This is a genomic window from Paenibacillus sp. FSL R7-0333, assembly GCF_038000365.1.
GTDB lineage: Bacteria > Bacillota > Bacilli > Paenibacillales > Paenibacillaceae > Paenibacillus_AQ > Paenibacillus_AQ silagei.
The window spans coordinates 7,446,820-7,461,866 of sequence record NZ_JBBOBZ010000001.1 but is presented as its reverse complement, the minus strand read 5'-3'; the positions used below and the strand labels follow the sequence as shown (position 1 = coordinate 7,461,866).

Genomic DNA, 15,047 nt, shown 5'->3' with positions numbered 1-15,047 from the left:
GAGCAAAGCAAGGCAACACAGCGTAAGCCTCTTTTCGCCTGCTTTTATTGCCCGGATTGCTCGGTACGGATAGGGGATTCCCCTGCAGGATACATATTGTACCATTTACGCGCTAATTGTCCGATATACTCATCGTCATTCAGCCGCGAGACCTCATATTTCAATTGATTCATCGTGGCTGTTACACTCTCACTGTTCTCTTTCTTACGGGCGAGCTGTTCGCTCTTGTCGGCGATTACTGCGCTCTGGGCAAAGAAAGTGAATCCGGCCCAGCCGAAGAAAACAGCCATCACAAGAATCCATATAAACTTTCTTCTCTTCGCGCCTGCGGCCGAAGCACTCTGATTCGTATTCTTCTCTTCCGCAGAGAATCTGTTCATTTAAGCTTACCTCCAGTTCCAGGGTTCAAGGTCAGCGCTTCCGCCACCCTGATATCCACTCGGTGATCCTCACGATCCGGGCGCTATGAACGAACCGGGATGCATACGGAGAGGCCCACCTTACAGGAAGTACCCAGATTGGCTTGGTTAGACGCAGCAGCAGCTTAAAAATATAAAGAAGGACCCGGCCGAGCAGCAGTACTATTCCCTTAACCAGGCGCCACAGCCAGAGAATCGGACCTCCGATGACTATGGTAATGAACCGCCATAGCATCCTGCATACATACTGAACTGACTGAATTAACCTTACCACAAAACGCTGCACTGTAATACTGAAGATCAAAAAATAGATCCATACACCTAGAAAGAGGCCAAGAACGACATAAAACCTCAATTGTCCCTGGTTTCCGGCATAAAGCATGCGAAAGACCAGCAGGGCAGCCCCTATCCAATACAGCAAATCCAGCAGCGCATTCAGCCAATTGGGAAATCTCAGCTTCTGCGACAGCACCCGGTAGCTGTCATAGGCCAGTCCCATGGCAATGCCGGACAGAATCATATAGAGCAGGGTGATCCATTGAACGGAGGGATTCATTTAAACAGCTTGCGGAGAATCCCTTTATTTTTGCCTTGCGCCCCGGGGTCCAGATAAATCAGGGAATGAACATTGCCTTCAAGGGACAGCATTCCATTCTCCAGACTTAAATTCTTGATATGTAAATGAGTCCCCCGAATGGTCAATTGGCCGAGCTCTGTACTTAGCAGAAACTCCTCGTTGTCAAAGCTCTCCACATTCTGCACACCTGTCAGCTCAATCTGCTTACGGCTGCGCATGTGCAGATCATGCTGTTTGTTGACTTTAGTTGGCTCCATCATAGCATGTACCCCTCCTTCTTGGTTCTAATCTATGAAGGAAGGACAGGGTATAGAACAAGAAAAAAGAGGCATCCCGCTCCGCCGTCTTCCGGCTTCAGGAATACCTCTTAACCTTATGCTGCAATCATTTGCTACCAGTCGAGTCCCGTGCTTTTGGCAACCGGCTCTTCACGGAGCAGGGTATACATTCCGGCGGCCTCGTCCTTGCGGGTGGTTTCCACCAGCTTTTCCACTTTGACCGTCACAAGCTTTTGGCCGAACTGCACGGTAATCTCGTCACCGATCTTCACCGTGCTGCTCGGTTTGGACTCCCGTCCATTGATCAACACCCGGCCCTGTTCGGACACATCCTTGGCCACGGTGCGGCGCTTGATCAGACGGGAGACCTTCAGGAACTTGTCCAGACGCATTAGTTAACGGCTTCTTTGAGCTTGTTGCCTGCCTTGAAGGCCGGCACTGTGGATTCAGGAATTTCGATAGGTGTGCCCGATTGCGGGTTACGGCCGGTGCGGCCGGAACGTTTGCGCGTTTCAAAAGTACCGAAGCCGATCAGCTGTACTTTATCTCCGCTTGCGAGAGCTTCTGTAATTTCGCCCAGCATTCCGTTAAGTACGGTTTCTACGTCTTTTTTGGATAGTCCGCTTTTCTCGGAAATGTTGTTTACCAGATCTGTCTTGTTCATAATTTGAAGTTCCTCCTAGGATACAAAAAATAAATGAAAATCAGGTTTACCGGAAAATCACGGCAAATCGTCATTTCGTCTTTATGATATTCTGGATTCCGCCCTCAATTCCTGCCACGATCCGCCGTTTTTTTTGAAAAAGTAACATCTTGCGTAGGATATGGGGGTTATAGCACTATAACATTATAAACCTCTCAATGCATTTTAAATCAGAGATTCGCGCCAATAGTCACAGCATTGCCGTGAAACGCGCGGGATATACGCCGAAGACTATAATTCTAAAATCTATTGCTTCCGCTCTTCTGCCTTGGCTTCCTGCCAGAGGGCCTCCATCTCTTCCAGCGGGCTGTCCTCCAGCCGGACCCCCCGATCCCGCAGACGCTGCTCAATATACTCGAAGCGGGCTACGAACTTGCGGTTGGTGCGGGTCAGCGCTTCTTCCGGATCGGCTCCGATGAAGCGGGCCACATTGGTGGCTGCGAACAGCAGGTCGCCCAGCTCCAGCATCTGCTCCCCGGCGGACTGTCCCGTCTCAATCGCTTCCTGAAGCTCGTCAACCTCCTCGCGGATCTTGGCCAGCACATCACTGGTGTTATCCCAGTCGAAGCCGACGCGGGACGCCTTCTTCTGCAGCTTATACGCCTTCATCAGAGCCGGCAGATCCCTCGGAACCCCGCTGAGTGCGGACAGGGCTTCGGGCTTCACGCCTTTGCGCCGCTTCTCCTCGGCCTTCATCCCTTCCCAGTTCTGCAGCGCCTCCTCGGCATTGCCCGCCGCCTGATCGCCGAAGACATGCGGGTGGCGGAACAGCAGCTTCTCATTCAGCCCCTCAATGACATCGTAGACACTGAAGGTTCCCAGCTCCTCTTCCATCTGGGAGTGCAGCATAATCTGGAGCAGCAGGTCGCCCAGCTCTTCCCTCATATGGTCCGGATCATCCTCGTCAATCGTCTCCAGCACCTCATAGGTCTCTTCGATCAGATTTTTGCGCAAGGATTCATGCGTCTGCTCACGGTCCCAAGGACAGCCCTCGGGGCTCCGCAGAATATCGACAATCTCATGCAGCCGGGCAAAGGTGCGGTTACGCGCTTCATCCGCACGGTTCGCCGGAACATACACCAGCGACAGGTTACCATAGCCGTCCTGCCGGTCCAGCTCGTACAGCGGCACCCGGAGAATCTGCTCCTCGCCCTCCACGCCAAGCGCATGTGCGGCAATGACCTCATACTCGGGCGGGTACAGCTCCATCAGGCAAAGCTTGGTCTCAGACGCGGTGAAGCTGTCATAGACCTGCCCGATCAGGGTGTGCAGCTCCGGGTGAAGCTGGGAGCTGCGGATACCGGAGGCATCCAGCAGCTGGAAGCCTTCAATCGGATCAAAGCCCAGTCGGACAAACGCTTCATCCAGGAAGCTCTCGCCGCCGAGGATATTCAGCTCAATGCCCGCCTCCGGGCAGCGCCCGCGCAGCAGGGAGACGGCGGATTCAGCCACCATGGGATGCCCCGGCACGGCATAGACGATCTCCGTGCCCTGCGGAGCGGCCGCAGCCTTCTCGATCAGCGTTGCCGTAATGGCTTCATAGACCTCAGGGAAGGACGACAGCGACTCATACAGCCCGTCGAAGGACTCCCAGGCTATCTCCATCTCCGCCAGTGCAGCCATGACAGGATGCTCTGCGGTCCGCACGTATACGGCCGAGGCCGCCTTCAGCTTCTTGATAATGCCCAGCGTCAGCCGGTCCGGGTTCCCGGAGCCCAGGCCGACGATCGTTAATGTTGCGCTCATGCCAGTCTACTCCTTCCAGGCAGCCGCCTGCTGCTATTCGCGAAAGGCGGCTGCGCTATGTATCTATTGAGCTGCGCCTTATGGGAACAGGCGCAGCTTCTTCAGCTTGTCCGCTAAGCGCGGGCCGAAGCCCGGAAGCTGGCGCAGCTCGCTCTCGCTGAGCAGCCGCAGCGCCACTGCGCCGAGTGCGAAGACGGCGCAGCCTGCGAGCACGCCGAGCAGGCTCTGCGCCAGGGCCACGGTCCGCCCGCCGCCGAAGCCGGCGGCGTCTGCCGCCCTGGCTGCGCCGTGGCTCACAGCCGCGGCGGCCAGCCCCAGGCCCGCGAGCAGCGCCGCGGGCTTCAGCAGGACATCTGCGGCGCGCAGCCGCAGATGTCCCTGCCGGTAGAGCAGCAGCACGTTCAGCGCTGCTGCGAAGAGATGTGCGGCCACGCCAGCGATGGCCGCACCGGTAATGCCCTGCTGCGGGACGAGCAGCAGGTTGAGGGCCGCCTTAAGCGCAGCGGCGGCCAGCAGGGTCAGCGCCGGCGCCCGCACGGCGCCCAGGCCTTGCAGCAGCGCGGCGGAGATGATGCTGACCGTGCCGCCCGCGGCGGTGAAGGCCAGCCAGGTCATCGCGCCGCTGCCGGCGGCGTCCCCGTACAGAGCCGTGTTCACCGGCTCTGCAAGCACGGCCAGGCCTACGGAGGCGGCCAGCCCGAGGAGCCAGAACCAGCGCAGCGACAGCGTGATGCGCGTGCGGATCAAGGCCTCATCCCGCTGGTACTTCGCTTCGGCCAGTGCCGGGATGAAGACGACCGAGAGCGAGGTCGCCAGCATCGTTACGATCTGCACGAGCGGCAGCCCGCGGTTATAGATGCCGAACTGGGCCATCGCCGCCGTCTCGCTGCTCCCGCTCCCCGCCAGCAGACGGGGAACTGTGAAGACATCGACCAGTCCGATTAACGGAACAGCCAGCGCACCAAGCATCACCGGGAGGCCATAGGCTAACAGCTCCCGGGCAGGAATGCCCTGCTTATCCCTTCGTACAGCCGATGCTGTTCTGTTCTGAAGCGGAGCTTGAGGCAGCCTGTCCTGCAAGCCCCGGCGGTGGCTGCGCCAATACAGCAGCATCACGCCGAGACCGGCGATCCCGCCCCCGGCTGGACCCAGCATCGCACCGGCAGCAATTCCTGCCGCATCTGCGCCAGCGCCCGTCAGATACAGCAGAAGCGCGATCATGACCGCCACGCGTACCGACTGCTCGACCACCTGCGACACGGCGGTCGGCATCATATTATGCAGTCCCTGGAAGTAGCCGCGCAGCGCAGCCATCAGCGGCACCACCGCCAGCCCCCAGGCGCTGCTGCGCAGCGCCGGGACAATATGGGAGCTGCCGACCCATACCGCAATGAGCGGAGCCCCGGCGTAGACCAGAATGCCGAGCACCAGGCCGCTGGCCGCTGTAATTCCGGCGGATAGCAGCAGGACCCGCCGCCCCTTCTGCGCGTCCTGTGCCGCCGAAGCCTCGGCCACGAACCGCGAGATGGCGGCAGGCAGCCCGAGCATCGCCACCGTAACCAGAATGGTATACAGCGGATAGACCGTATTGTAGATACCGAACGCGGCGTCACCGCCCAGATTCTGCAGCGGTATCTTCTGGAGCGTACCGATCAGTTTCGAGAAAATAGCTGCCGCGCTAAGAATAAAAGCGCCCTGCAGCAGCTTCGAGCCTTGCGAATTGGATGTCATCGTTTACCTGCTTCTACAGCCATAACTGCCATAATATAGAGCTTGTTTTAACCTAAGCAAATGAATTTCTATATTATAACTTATCTAAGGGTAGAAGTGTAAATGACCATGCGTCTATTCCTTAGCTTGCCGATTCACAGCAAAAACCCGCCATTCCCTACGGTCATAATAACCTAAGGAAAAGCGGGACTCTCCAGCACCAGCTGATTACTGCTCCATTTGCTTGCCCAGGAAGGCTGCGGCTGTCTCCGCCATTTTCACTTCCATCTGGGCCATCTTGACCGAATCATCCTTATTCAGCAGCACTACGCAGCCGATGGGATCTCCTCCGGAGATAATAGGCGCTGCCACATACGTGGATAACAGCTCCGTGTGGTCCTTGCTGATGTCATAGCTGCCTGCATTATTCTCAAGCATCGTTTTACGGCTTTCCATTACCTTTTCCAGCAGCACACCCACTTGCTTCTCCAGATAATCCTTCTTGGAGCCGCCGGCGAGCGCGATGAACGTGTCCCGGTCCGTAATCATGGTAATATGCCCTGTTCCTTCATACAGCGACTCTGCATATTCCTTGGCGAAATCGCCCAATTCACCAATCGGTGAATATTTTTTCAATATAACCTCACCATCGCGGTCAACAAAAATTTCCAGAGGATCGCCCTCACGAATCCGTAAGGTGCGTCTGATCTCTTTGGGGATAACAACTCGTCCGAGGTCATCAATACGTCTTACAATACCAGTAGCTTTCATTTCAAATGTTGCCCCGCTTTCCTTAAGAAGTATGGTCCAACTACTGTCCATTATGGGAATGGTTAATCCCGGTGATTTATCGTAATATCTGACCATAGTATTCATCTCTTCCCAGTTCCTTATACATCCCTCAGCCCGCATATAATTGTTCATGGAGAATGAGAACGCCCCGGCCCGGCATCATTCCAGTTATGATCACAAATAGTCATTTCTATACCGCCGCAGTATTTTCCCCATTTTGTTCTATTGTGGCAAAAAAAACCGCCCGGATGCATGGCGCATCAGGCGGCTTGTCCAGCCTAAATTTATTTAGCGGCTTCTGTAGCAGCCGGTGTATCTGTAGCGGGTGGCGTGTCACTACCCGCAGCCGGAGCCGGTGTAGCTGTGGCTCCCGCGCTGCCTGCAGCAGCTGAGCTCTTCGGCAGATTGATTTTAATCTCCAGACTGTCCAGTTCCTTCTCCAGGAAGGTCTCCAGGCTGGCAGAAGCGGCAGAGTTCTTCACAGCCTTCAGCTGGTCGGCAGTCAGCGTATCGAAGGTAGTGTCCTTGCGGGCTTCCACCTTGATAATGTGATATCCGTAGGTAGTCTTGACCGGCTCACTGATCGTATTCAGCGGAAGAGAGTGGGCCGCAGCCTTGAACTCTGCTACATAATCTACCAGTGCCTTGTCCTTGTATTCACCGCCGGTTTCCTTCGTGCTGGTATCATCCGAGTATTCCTTGGCCACGGCTGCAAAGTCCGCCCCGCCATCCAGCTTCGCCTTCACTTCCTGGGCGCGCTTCAGCGCATCGGCATCCGTCCGCTCTTTGCCGGCGCTATCGGTCAGGCCAACCAGGACATGGCGCAGAGTAGCCACACTATAATCAGCCTTGGTGGCTTCATAATGGGTCTTGACCTGCTCGTCCGTTAATTTCAGCAGCATGTCCTGATATACGGTAAGTACGCGCTGCATATAGGAACGCAGGTCCGACTCGCTCAGATCCTGTTCCTTCAGCGTGCTCTTGTACTTATCGCCCAGCGCAGTCTTGATAGAGCCGATCTGAGTATCGACTTCTTTCTCCGCAGCCTTCTTCGCTTCATCTGTGGCCTTGTCCGCCAAGTATTCGAACGCGACCTCCTGCTTCAGGATGGACTCCTTGAACATATCAATCTCCAGATACTGCGCCTGCTCGGGGGATAGGAATTTCATTACGCGGGTATCCAGATTGAATTCCTTCTGGGTAATGGTGCCGCCCTTATACGTTGCCACCGCAGTATCATCACTTTTATTGCTGCAGGCAGCAAGCATGGAGAAGGACAGGGCTGCGGTCAGCGAGACCACCAGTACCTTCCAGGATTTTTTATTTAACGACATTGTGTAATTCTCCCTTCGATTTTAAAGACTGTTTGGCTGCCGCGAGGAATTGCTCCAGCACATCCAGCAGCCCCTTGTCACCTAAATCCTTCGCTTTGATCCGGATCGTTGCCTTGGCATCCTTATCAAATTGTACACGCCTTTCGAAGCTATTACCAACTTTGGCGAGCTTTGCCGTATCAAACGCCCCCAGGCTGCCCTCGTGGAAATTAAGCAGGGCATCATCCCCGCGCCGGACCATGGATTCCATGCCGTACAGCTTGCCATACACCTTCAACCGGGCCACAGAGAGCAGATTAATAACGGCTTCCGGCAATTCGCCGAACCGGTCCAGCAGCTCATCCTCAAGCTCGGAGGCATCTTCGAAGGAAGCCACAGCAGCAACCTTTTTATAGATTTCTATTTTTTGGATACTGTCGTAAATATACTCGGAAGGAAGATACGCGTCAATCGACAAATCAATGACCGTATTCCCCTGCTTCAGCGAAGTATCCTCCTCGCCAAGCACACTCACCTTGCGTTTGCGGATTTCCTCCGCCAGCATTTGCGAATACAGGTCGAAGCCGACCGAGGCAATGAAGCCGTGCTGCTCCGCCCCCAGCAGATTGCCTGCTCCCCGGATGGAGAGATCGCGCATAGCAATTTTGAAGCCTGACCCGAGCTCAGTGAATTCCTTGATGGACTGCAGGCGCTTCTCAGCCACCTCGGTCAGCACTTTATCGCGCTGGTAGGTGAAGTAGGCATAAGCAATCCGGTTGGAACGGCCGACGCGTCCGCGCAGCTGATAGAGCTGGGACAGGCCCATTTTGTCAGCATCATGAACAATCAGTGTATTTACATTAGGAATATCGACACCGGTCTCTATAATACTGGTGCTGACCAGCACATCATACTCTCCGTCCAGGAAGTCGAGAATCGTCTTCTCAAGCTCCGATTCCGACATCTGTCCATGCCCGATACCCACTCTTGCCTCCGGCACCAGCATGGAGATCTGCGCCGCCATTTCCTGAATCCCCTGTACACGGTTGTACAGATAATAGACCTGCCCGCCACGGGCCAGCTCGCGCTCCACTGCTTCCCGGGTCAGCGTCTGGCTATGCTCCACCACATACGTCTGTACGGGAAAGCGGTTCTCCGGTGGTGTCTCAATAACTGACAAGTCACGCACCCCGAGCATCGACATATGCAGCGTGCGGGGAATCGGTGTGGCTGTCAGAGTTAATACATCGACATTGGTCTTCAGCCGCTTCAGCTTCTCCTTGTGGGTCACGCCGAAACGCTGCTCTTCATCGACAATCAGAAGGCCGAGGTCCTTGAAGACCAGATCCTGTGACAGCAGCCGGTGTGTGCCGATAATAACATCCACTGTCCCCTGGCGTACTCCCTTGATCGTCTCATTCTGCTCCTTGCGGCTGCGGAACCGGCTCAATACCTGAATATTCAGCGGATAATTGGCGAAGCGCTCACGGAAGGTCTCGTAGTGCTGCTGCGCCAGAATCGTCGTCGGCACGAGCACAGCCACCTGCTTGCCCTCTATAGCAGATTTAAAAGCAGCCCGGATCGCCACCTCTGTCTTGCCATAGCCTACATCGCCGCAGAGCAGCCGGTCCATCGGACGGTTCTGCTCCATATCCTTCTTGATCTCTTCGATCGCCCGCAGCTGGTCACGTGTCTCCTCATAAGGGAACATCTCTTCGAATTCGCGCTGCTCCTGCGTATCCTTCTCGAAGCCATAGCCAAGCGCGCTCTGGCGCTCTGCGTACAGCTTGATCAGATCATCGGCGATATCTTGAACCGAGCTCCGTACCTTGCTGGTAACCCGGGTCCATTCATTGCCGCCCAGCTTATAGACCTTCGGCTCCTTATCTTCCGAGCCGACATATTTCTGAATCAGGTCAATCTGTTCAATCGGAACAGAGAGCTTGTCGCCTCCTGCATAGAGGATGTGCATATAGTCGCGGTGAATACCGCTGACCTCAAGCGTCCCGATGCCCATATATTTACCGATCCCGTGATTCTGGTGAACCACATAATCCCCGATCTTCAGCTCGGTATAGCTCTTAATCCGTTCGGCATTATCAATGCCCTTCGAGACCTTCCGCGCCTTACGCTGCTTCTGCGAGAACATCTCACCCTCAGTGATCACTGCGAGATGAATCGAAGGAAGCTCGAAGCCGGAGCCCAGGTTGCCCTGCAGGATCGTCGGTTCCTCAATGCCATAGTCATCCAGTACCCGGCGGATACGCTCCATCCGCTCCTCGCCGTTCGCCAGCATGATCACCTTCACGCCGGACTTGTGCCAACGCTCCATCTCGGACTTCAGCACATTCATCTGGCTATGGAAGTCCTGCATTCCGCGGCTGATGAAGCCTAAGATATTCTGTGGCTGAATATGTGGAACCTGACGCAGAAATATCGACATAAACAGGCTCTGGAACGGACGCTGGTACATAATAACCTCGCTGTCGACAGAGAGCTGCAGCTCAGGCAGCGTCTTGCCGTTCTGCAGCAAGTGCAGATTCCATTCCGACTCATCCCGCTCCAGCTGCTTGGCGGTCTCCAGAAGTCTGGCCGGCTCATCCAGGACAAGCAAAGTATCCTGAGCCATATAATCATACAGATGAATACGTTCAGGGTAGAGCAGACTGATATATTTATAGACTTCCGGGAAATAGGTACCCTGCCGCAGCATCTCCAGCTCCCGGCCCATCTCCTCACGCAGACGCAGCTTGGCCTGACGGTCACTCATCTTCTCAAGCTGCCGCTCCAGCATTGCAGACGCAGCGGTAGAAGCCGCATCCTGGCGGAGCTGATCGAATATAATCTCCTTGGCCGGTGTAATCTTCACACTGCGGACCTTATCGATGGAGCGCTGATCCATAGGGTCGAAGGTACGGATGGAGTCTACTTCATCATCAAACAGCTCCACCCGGTAAGCCAGTGGAGAGGTCATGGGATAGAAGTCGATAATACCGCCGCGTACACTAAGCTCACCGCGGTTCTCTACCCGCTCCACCCGCTCATAGCCCATCTCAATCATGGACATGAGGAAGTCATCCAGTGGCAAGGTTCCGTCCTGCGAAACCGTAAGCTGGGCTTCAGCCATGACATGCGGAGCGGGGAGCAGCCTCCGAACGCCGGAGTAGGGAACAACTACAATTCCCCGGAAGCCCTGGGCGCAGCGCGTCAGTACATCAATCCGCTGAGCCAGCGTCTCCGGGCTTGAGACAGCGGCCTCAGCCGCCACCAACTCATTGGCCGGATAGAGCAGCACCCGCTCCGGGGAAAGCGCTTCCTGCAAATCATCAGCCATCTTCTGGGCTGAGAACATATTATGGGTCACAACCAAGAGCGGACGCTGCGTCTCCTCATGCAGGGCAGCCAGCATGATTTGTCTGGCCGAGCCGGACAGACCGGAGATAAGCTGTTCCTTCATCCCTGCTGCGATGCCACGGGTGACAGACTGGAAATCAGTATCCTTGGAAAAAGCTTCTATAAGACCTTGTAACAACAGGTGCACCTCTCTTACTAAACAGGCTGACAGCGGCAATGCCGCTGTCACCTATTATAATTGGAATCGAAAACAAGCCTCAGCGGATAAGGCCAAGGCTTGCGGATGACGATAGAGACAGGCGCTTCCACCTTACTGAAGCGGACTGGCCAGCAGGCTGAGCTCGGGGTTGTTATCCAGCGCCTGCTTGCAGTAATCGCAGGTCACCTTCACCGTAATCTCGCCTTCTGAATCATACGCTATTATATCTCTGCGCTCCGCAGGGGTCAAGGATTGCAGCCCCAGCTGCATCTCTGTAATATCGCTTCTGCCAATGCTTCCCAAGAACGTCCGGCAGTGCCTGCATACATAGTGTATTGCCATCTATATGCCTCCTGAAGGTAGTATATACCTTCAGTATGCCCCGCCCGGGAGGGCTTTAGCCGCAGGGTCCTGAACCCTATGCCTTGTATTTCATCCGTTAAATTTGGCCATGGTCTGTTCAAAGGTATGCTGCAGGCTGAATTCCACAGCATCGCAAGTATCACTTATCATGCTCTCAAGCCTTGCTCCATCCTTCTTGGCGAAGGTAGATAGTACGTAGTCAACTATAGCAAAGCCCGGCTCCGGACGGGATATGCCCATCCGCACCCGGTTGAAGCTCTGGGTACCCGTATGCTGAATGATGGACTTGATGCCATTGTGCCCGCCGGCACTGCCTTGATATCGCAGCCTGATCTTACCCAGCTCCGTATCCAGGTCATCATAGACCACAATCATATCTTCCAGCTGGACCTTATAATAATCCATATAAGCCCGTACAGCTTCCCCGGACAGATTCATGAAGGTCATCGGCTTGATCAGCACCGTCTTCACACCGCCGATCATCCCTTCACCGATTACCGATTTGCATTTATTCTGGTTAAAGGCAATTCCGTGTCTGGACGCAAGCTCATCGAGGGCCATGAAGCCGACATTATGCTTGGTCTTCGCGTATTGCGTTCCGGGATTCCCGAGTCCAACAATCCATTTCATATTTAAGGTTTTTCCTTTCCACCCGGTACTCTCAGCAGAAGAGTTCCGTTTTTGGTACAATAAGTTTATACTCCGGAGACAGGTGATGAACATGCCACATCAGGGCGATATCTTAACACTGCAGCGCCATTTCCAGTACCATATTCAATATGCTGTGCCTGTTGAAGTCTATAGGGGGAACGCGCACGTAGACATCGGTGTGATTACAGCGGTGGACGAAGGCTTCGTAGAGCTGCAGGGTACGCTGTACAACCGCAGCCTCTTCACCTTCATCTCCCGTCCGGGATATTGAAGCTTATACGAGCCTTTAGTCCCTGCCGCTGTATCACGCCGATAAGGGTTACACCTTCCGCTTGACGAAAGGTGTAACCCTTTTTCTGCTGATCTGCCTGCGGCCTATTCGATTTCGAACAGCTTACTGATCGACAGCTCTTCATGCACGCGAATGATAGCTTCGCCCATAAGCGGGGCTACGGACAGTACCTTGAGCTTGGAGGTCGGGTTGCTGCTGCGAATTGGAATGGTATCCGTCACGATAATTTCTTTGATCGGAGAGTTTTCCAGACGTTCATGCGCCGGACCGGATAATACAGGATGCGTACAGCAGGCGTAGACTTCTTTCACGCCGCCTTCCATCAGAGCATTGGCTCCAAGAACGATCGTTCCTGCCGTATCGATGATATCATCGATCAGGATCGCCGTTTTGCCTTCAATATTACCGATAATGTTCATAACCTCACTGACGTTCGGTTCAGGACGGCGCTTGTCGATAATCGCCAGCGGAGCGTTAAGGAAGTCAGCCAGCTTTCTGGCACGCACCACGCCCCCATGGTCAGGAGAGACGACCACCGGGTTCTGAATTTGCTTCGAACGGAAATATTGAGCCAGAATCGGAACACCCAGCAGATGATCTACTGGAATGTCGAAGAAGCCTTGAATCTGCATCGCATGAAGGTCCATAGTAATGACGCGATGTGCACCCGCCTTCTCAATCAGGTTCGCTACCAGCTTGGCCGTAATCGGATCACGGGAACGGGCCTTACGGTCTTGACGGGCATACCCGTAGTAAGGAATCACGACATTGATGCTCTTCGCGGAGGCACGCTTAAGCGCATCTACCATCACCAGAAGCTCCATCAGATTGTCGTTCACCGGTCCGCAGGTGGACTGTACGATATAGACATGACAGCCCCGGACACTCTCCGACAGCTTAACCTGAATCTCTCCATCACTGAAGCTTGTCGTATGGGACTCGCCCATCGGAATGCCGATATAATCAGCAATTTGGCTGGCCAGCTTAGGATTGGAGTTGCAGGTGAAAATCTTGAGTTTGGAATCACAATAAGTCATAAAATATAAACCCTCCGTGACGGAATTTAACTGGCCAAAGCACCGGCGCGGATGTGCAAGAAGTCCGTCCGGCGCTCTAAGCCTACAGCTGCTTTCTGCTTACACGCTTTACGATGGACTATGCTGGTCTTTCTTCGCCTTGGCCCGGGAGCGGATCTTCTCTGCATATCCCGGCTTATTCTCCTGCCTTGCTCTGGCAATCGCCAGATCGTTCTCCGAAACCGGACGCGTAATCGTGGAACCGGCGACAATGAATGCGCCCTTGCCCACTGTAACCGGAGCCACAAGGTTCACGTTGCTGCCGATAAAGGCATCATCGCCAATCTCGGTTCTGAACTTATTATAGCCGTCATAATTAACGGTGATCGCGCCGCAGCCGATATTGACATTCTTACCGACCTCAGCATCACCGACATAGCTTAAATGAGATACCTTGGAGCCGTCGCCGATTGTAGCATTCTTGATCTCTACGAAGTCGCCGACCTTAACACCCTCACCCAGAACGGTTCCGGGACGTAAATACGCAAAAGGCCCAACGGAAGCCCGTGTGCCGACCTGAGCCTGATTCAGCACGGAATGCTTCACAGCCGCTCCGTCCATAATCACGCAGTCTTCAATTTCACTTGCCGGACCAATCACACAATCTTCGCCGATCACTGTCTTGCCCTTGAGTACCGTGCCCGGATACAGCACAGTATCTGCTCCAATGACAACATCTGCTCCGATGTAGGTTGAAGCCGGATCGATGATAGTGACTCCGCCGAGCATATGCCCCCGGTTGATGCGCTGACGCATATAGCCTTCGGCTTCAGACAACGCCAGTCGGTCATTCACACCAATGGACTCTGCTGCATCATGGGCCTGATAGCCCAGAACGATATCGCCCTGCGCCCGGAGTATACCGATAACATCCGTCAAATAATATTCCTGCTGGTTGTTGGTATTCGTAACCTTCTCGAGAGCAGCAAAGAGCTTCGCGTTATCAAAACAATACGTCCCTGTATTAATCTCGTTAACCGCAGCTTCACTCTCTGTGCAATCCTTCTGTTCCACAATCTTCAGCACTCCGCCGTCTTCGCCGCGGATAATCCGTCCATATCCGGCAGGCTGCTCCATAACAGCAGTAAGGACCGTTGCAGCAGCATTCTGCGCTTCATGCAGCGCCATCATGCCTTCGAGTGTCTCGCTCATGACAAGCGGCGTATCTCCGCAGATGACAATGGTGGTTCCTTCTTCGCTGCCCAGAAGATCCTTGGCCTGCTTGACGGCATGGCCGGTTCCAAGCTGGACATCCTGCAGCACATATTCGGCATTCTCGCCTAAGTATGCCTTAACCTTCTCGGCGCCGTGGCCTACAACAACTACATTATGCTGGCATCCGGTCGCCTTCACTGTATCAAGCACGTGCCCTACCATCGGTTTACCGCAGACAGGGTGCAGTACCTTGTATAATTTAGATTTCATGCGCTTGCCTTGGCCTGCAGCAAGTACAACAGCCATTCTTTTCAAGAATGCCAACCTCCCACTTCTTGAACTCACTACTGAATATATCTCATTCCGGGCAAAAAGAAAAGAGAACCATGCAGGCATGGTTCCCTTTTCTTCGAACCCCA

General features: G+C 54.5%; 15 protein-coding genes. 1 reads left to right on the top strand and 14 read right to left on the bottom strand.

Going from position 1 to position 15,047, the window contains the following annotated elements:
• Window positions 1-44 precede the first annotated feature (44 nt).
• From MKY86_RS32160 to pth, 12 genes are all read right to left on the bottom strand, one after another.
• Window positions 45-380 (bottom strand): FtsB family cell division protein, encoded by a 336-nt coding sequence (locus MKY86_RS32160; protein ID WP_036723947.1) that lies wholly within the window; start codon window positions 378-380, stop codon window positions 45-47.
• Window positions 381-411: 31 nt separating this feature from the next.
• Window positions 412-975: a spore cortex biosynthesis protein YabQ gene (gene yabQ / locus MKY86_RS32155; protein ID WP_076082795.1), complete on the bottom strand. Its 564-nt coding sequence runs from the start codon at window positions 973-975 to the stop codon at window positions 412-414.
• Window positions 972-1,256 carry a sporulation protein YabP gene (gene yabP / locus MKY86_RS32150; protein WP_076082791.1) on the bottom strand — a complete coding sequence of 95 codons (285 nt, stop codon included), beginning with the start codon at window positions 1,254-1,256 and terminating at the stop codon, window positions 972-974. The genes yabQ and yabP overlap by 4 nt, the downstream gene beginning before the upstream one ends.
• Before the next feature lie 131 nt (window positions 1,257-1,387).
• Window positions 1,388-1,666 (bottom strand): RNA-binding S4 domain-containing protein, encoded by a 279-nt coding sequence (locus tag MKY86_RS32145; protein ID WP_036723951.1) that lies wholly within the window; start codon window positions 1,664-1,666, stop codon window positions 1,388-1,390.
• Window positions 1,666-1,938, bottom strand: coding sequence for an HU family DNA-binding protein (locus MKY86_RS32140; protein WP_076082787.1), 273 nt, complete (start codon window positions 1,936-1,938; stop codon window positions 1,666-1,668). Before MKY86_RS32140 ends, MKY86_RS32145 begins: the two co-directional genes overlap by 1 nt.
• Before the next feature lie 285 nt (window positions 1,939-2,223).
• Window positions 2,224-3,723, bottom strand: coding sequence for a nucleoside triphosphate pyrophosphohydrolase (gene mazG, locus MKY86_RS32135; protein ID WP_076082784.1), 1,500 nt, complete (start codon window positions 3,721-3,723; stop codon window positions 2,224-2,226).
• Between the two features lie 78 nt (window positions 3,724-3,801).
• Complete coding sequence (locus MKY86_RS32130; protein WP_076082781.1) at window positions 3,802-5,454, bottom strand: putative polysaccharide biosynthesis protein; 1,653 nt, start codon at window positions 5,452-5,454, stop codon at window positions 3,802-3,804.
• A 207-nt stretch (window positions 5,455-5,661) separates the two neighbouring features.
• Window positions 5,662-6,204 carry a stage V sporulation protein T gene (spoVT, locus tag MKY86_RS32125; RefSeq protein WP_036696414.1) on the bottom strand — a complete coding sequence of 181 codons (543 nt, stop codon included), beginning with the start codon at window positions 6,202-6,204 and terminating at the stop codon, window positions 5,662-5,664.
• A gap of 305 nt (window positions 6,205-6,509) precedes the next feature.
• A complete protein-coding gene (locus MKY86_RS32120) occupies window positions 6,510-7,559 on the bottom strand; it encodes a peptidylprolyl isomerase (protein WP_076082778.1) in 1,050 nt (349 codons plus the stop codon).
• Window positions 7,546-11,070: a transcription-repair coupling factor gene (gene mfd / locus MKY86_RS32115; RefSeq protein WP_076082775.1), complete on the bottom strand. Its 3,525-nt coding sequence runs from the start codon at window positions 11,068-11,070 to the stop codon at window positions 7,546-7,548. The genes MKY86_RS32120 and mfd overlap by 14 nt, the downstream gene beginning before the upstream one ends.
• A 132-nt stretch (window positions 11,071-11,202) precedes the next feature.
• Window positions 11,203-11,433, bottom strand: a complete 231-nt coding sequence (locus MKY86_RS32110; protein WP_036696405.1) for an anti-sigma-F factor Fin family protein — start codon at window positions 11,431-11,433, stop codon at window positions 11,203-11,205.
• A 90-nt stretch (window positions 11,434-11,523) separates the two neighbouring features.
• Window positions 11,524-12,084: an aminoacyl-tRNA hydrolase gene (gene pth, locus MKY86_RS32105; RefSeq protein ID WP_076082772.1), complete on the bottom strand. Its 561-nt coding sequence runs from the start codon at window positions 12,082-12,084 to the stop codon at window positions 11,524-11,526.
• Window positions 12,085-12,169: 85 nt separating this feature from the next.
• Between pth and MKY86_RS32100 the strand changes: the two genes are divergently transcribed.
• Entirely contained in the window at window positions 12,170-12,376 is a 207-nt protein-coding gene (locus MKY86_RS32100; protein WP_379254216.1) for a hypothetical protein, read from the top strand.
• A 104-nt stretch (window positions 12,377-12,480) separates the two neighbouring features.
• Here MKY86_RS32100 and MKY86_RS32095 read toward each other — a convergent pair whose 3' ends face one another.
• Together MKY86_RS32095 and glmU are read right to left on the bottom strand one after the other, a co-directional pair.
• The gene (locus tag MKY86_RS32095) at window positions 12,481-13,434 is read right to left on the bottom strand and encodes a ribose-phosphate diphosphokinase (RefSeq protein WP_019914487.1); all 954 of its coding nucleotides are present in this window, start codon (window positions 13,432-13,434) and stop codon (window positions 12,481-12,483) included.
• A gap of 108 nt (window positions 13,435-13,542) precedes the next feature.
• A complete protein-coding gene (gene glmU / locus MKY86_RS32090) occupies window positions 13,543-14,943 on the bottom strand; it encodes a bifunctional UDP-N-acetylglucosamine diphosphorylase/glucosamine-1-phosphate N-acetyltransferase GlmU (RefSeq protein WP_036723963.1) in 1,401 nt (466 codons plus the stop codon).
• Window positions 14,944-15,047 lie beyond the last annotated feature (104 nt).

Coding starts and splice junctions, on each gene's coding strand:
- MKY86_RS32160 (WP_036723947.1), bottom strand. CDS start 380: ATGAACAGATTCTCTGCGGAAGAGAAGAATACGAATCAGAGTGCTTCG.
- yabQ (WP_076082795.1), bottom strand. CDS start 975: ATGAATCCCTCCGTTCAATGGATCACCCTGCTCTATATGATTCTGTCC.
- yabP (WP_076082791.1), bottom strand. CDS start 1,256: ATGATGGAGCCAACTAAAGTCAACAAACAGCATGATCTGCACATGCGC.
- MKY86_RS32145 (WP_036723951.1), bottom strand. CDS start 1,666: ATGCGTCTGGACAAGTTCCTGAAGGTCTCCCGTCTGATCAAGCGCCGC.
- MKY86_RS32140 (WP_076082787.1), bottom strand. CDS start 1,938: ATGAACAAGACAGATCTGGTAAACAACATTTCCGAGAAAAGCGGACTA.
- mazG (WP_076082784.1), bottom strand. CDS start 3,723: ATGAGCGCAACATTAACGATCGTCGGCCTGGGCTCCGGGAACCCGGAC.
- MKY86_RS32130 (WP_076082781.1), bottom strand. CDS start 5,454: ATGACATCCAATTCGCAAGGCTCGAAGCTGCTGCAGGGCGCTTTTATT.
- spoVT (WP_036696414.1), bottom strand. CDS start 6,204: ATGAAAGCTACTGGTATTGTAAGACGTATTGATGACCTCGGACGAGTT.
- MKY86_RS32120 (WP_076082778.1), bottom strand. CDS start 7,559: ATGTCGTTAAATAAAAAATCCTGGAAGGTACTGGTGGTCTCGCTGACC.
- MKY86_RS32110 (WP_036696405.1), bottom strand. CDS start 11,433: ATGGCAATACACTATGTATGCAGGCACTGCCGGACGTTCTTGGGAAGC.
- pth (WP_076082772.1), bottom strand. CDS start 12,084: ATGAAATGGATTGTTGGACTCGGGAATCCCGGAACGCAATACGCGAAG.
- MKY86_RS32100 (WP_379254216.1), top strand. CDS start 12,170: ATGAACATGCCACATCAGGGCGATATCTTAACACTGCAGCGCCATTTC.
- MKY86_RS32095 (WP_019914487.1), bottom strand. CDS start 13,434: ATGACTTATTGTGATTCCAAACTCAAGATTTTCACCTGCAACTCCAAT.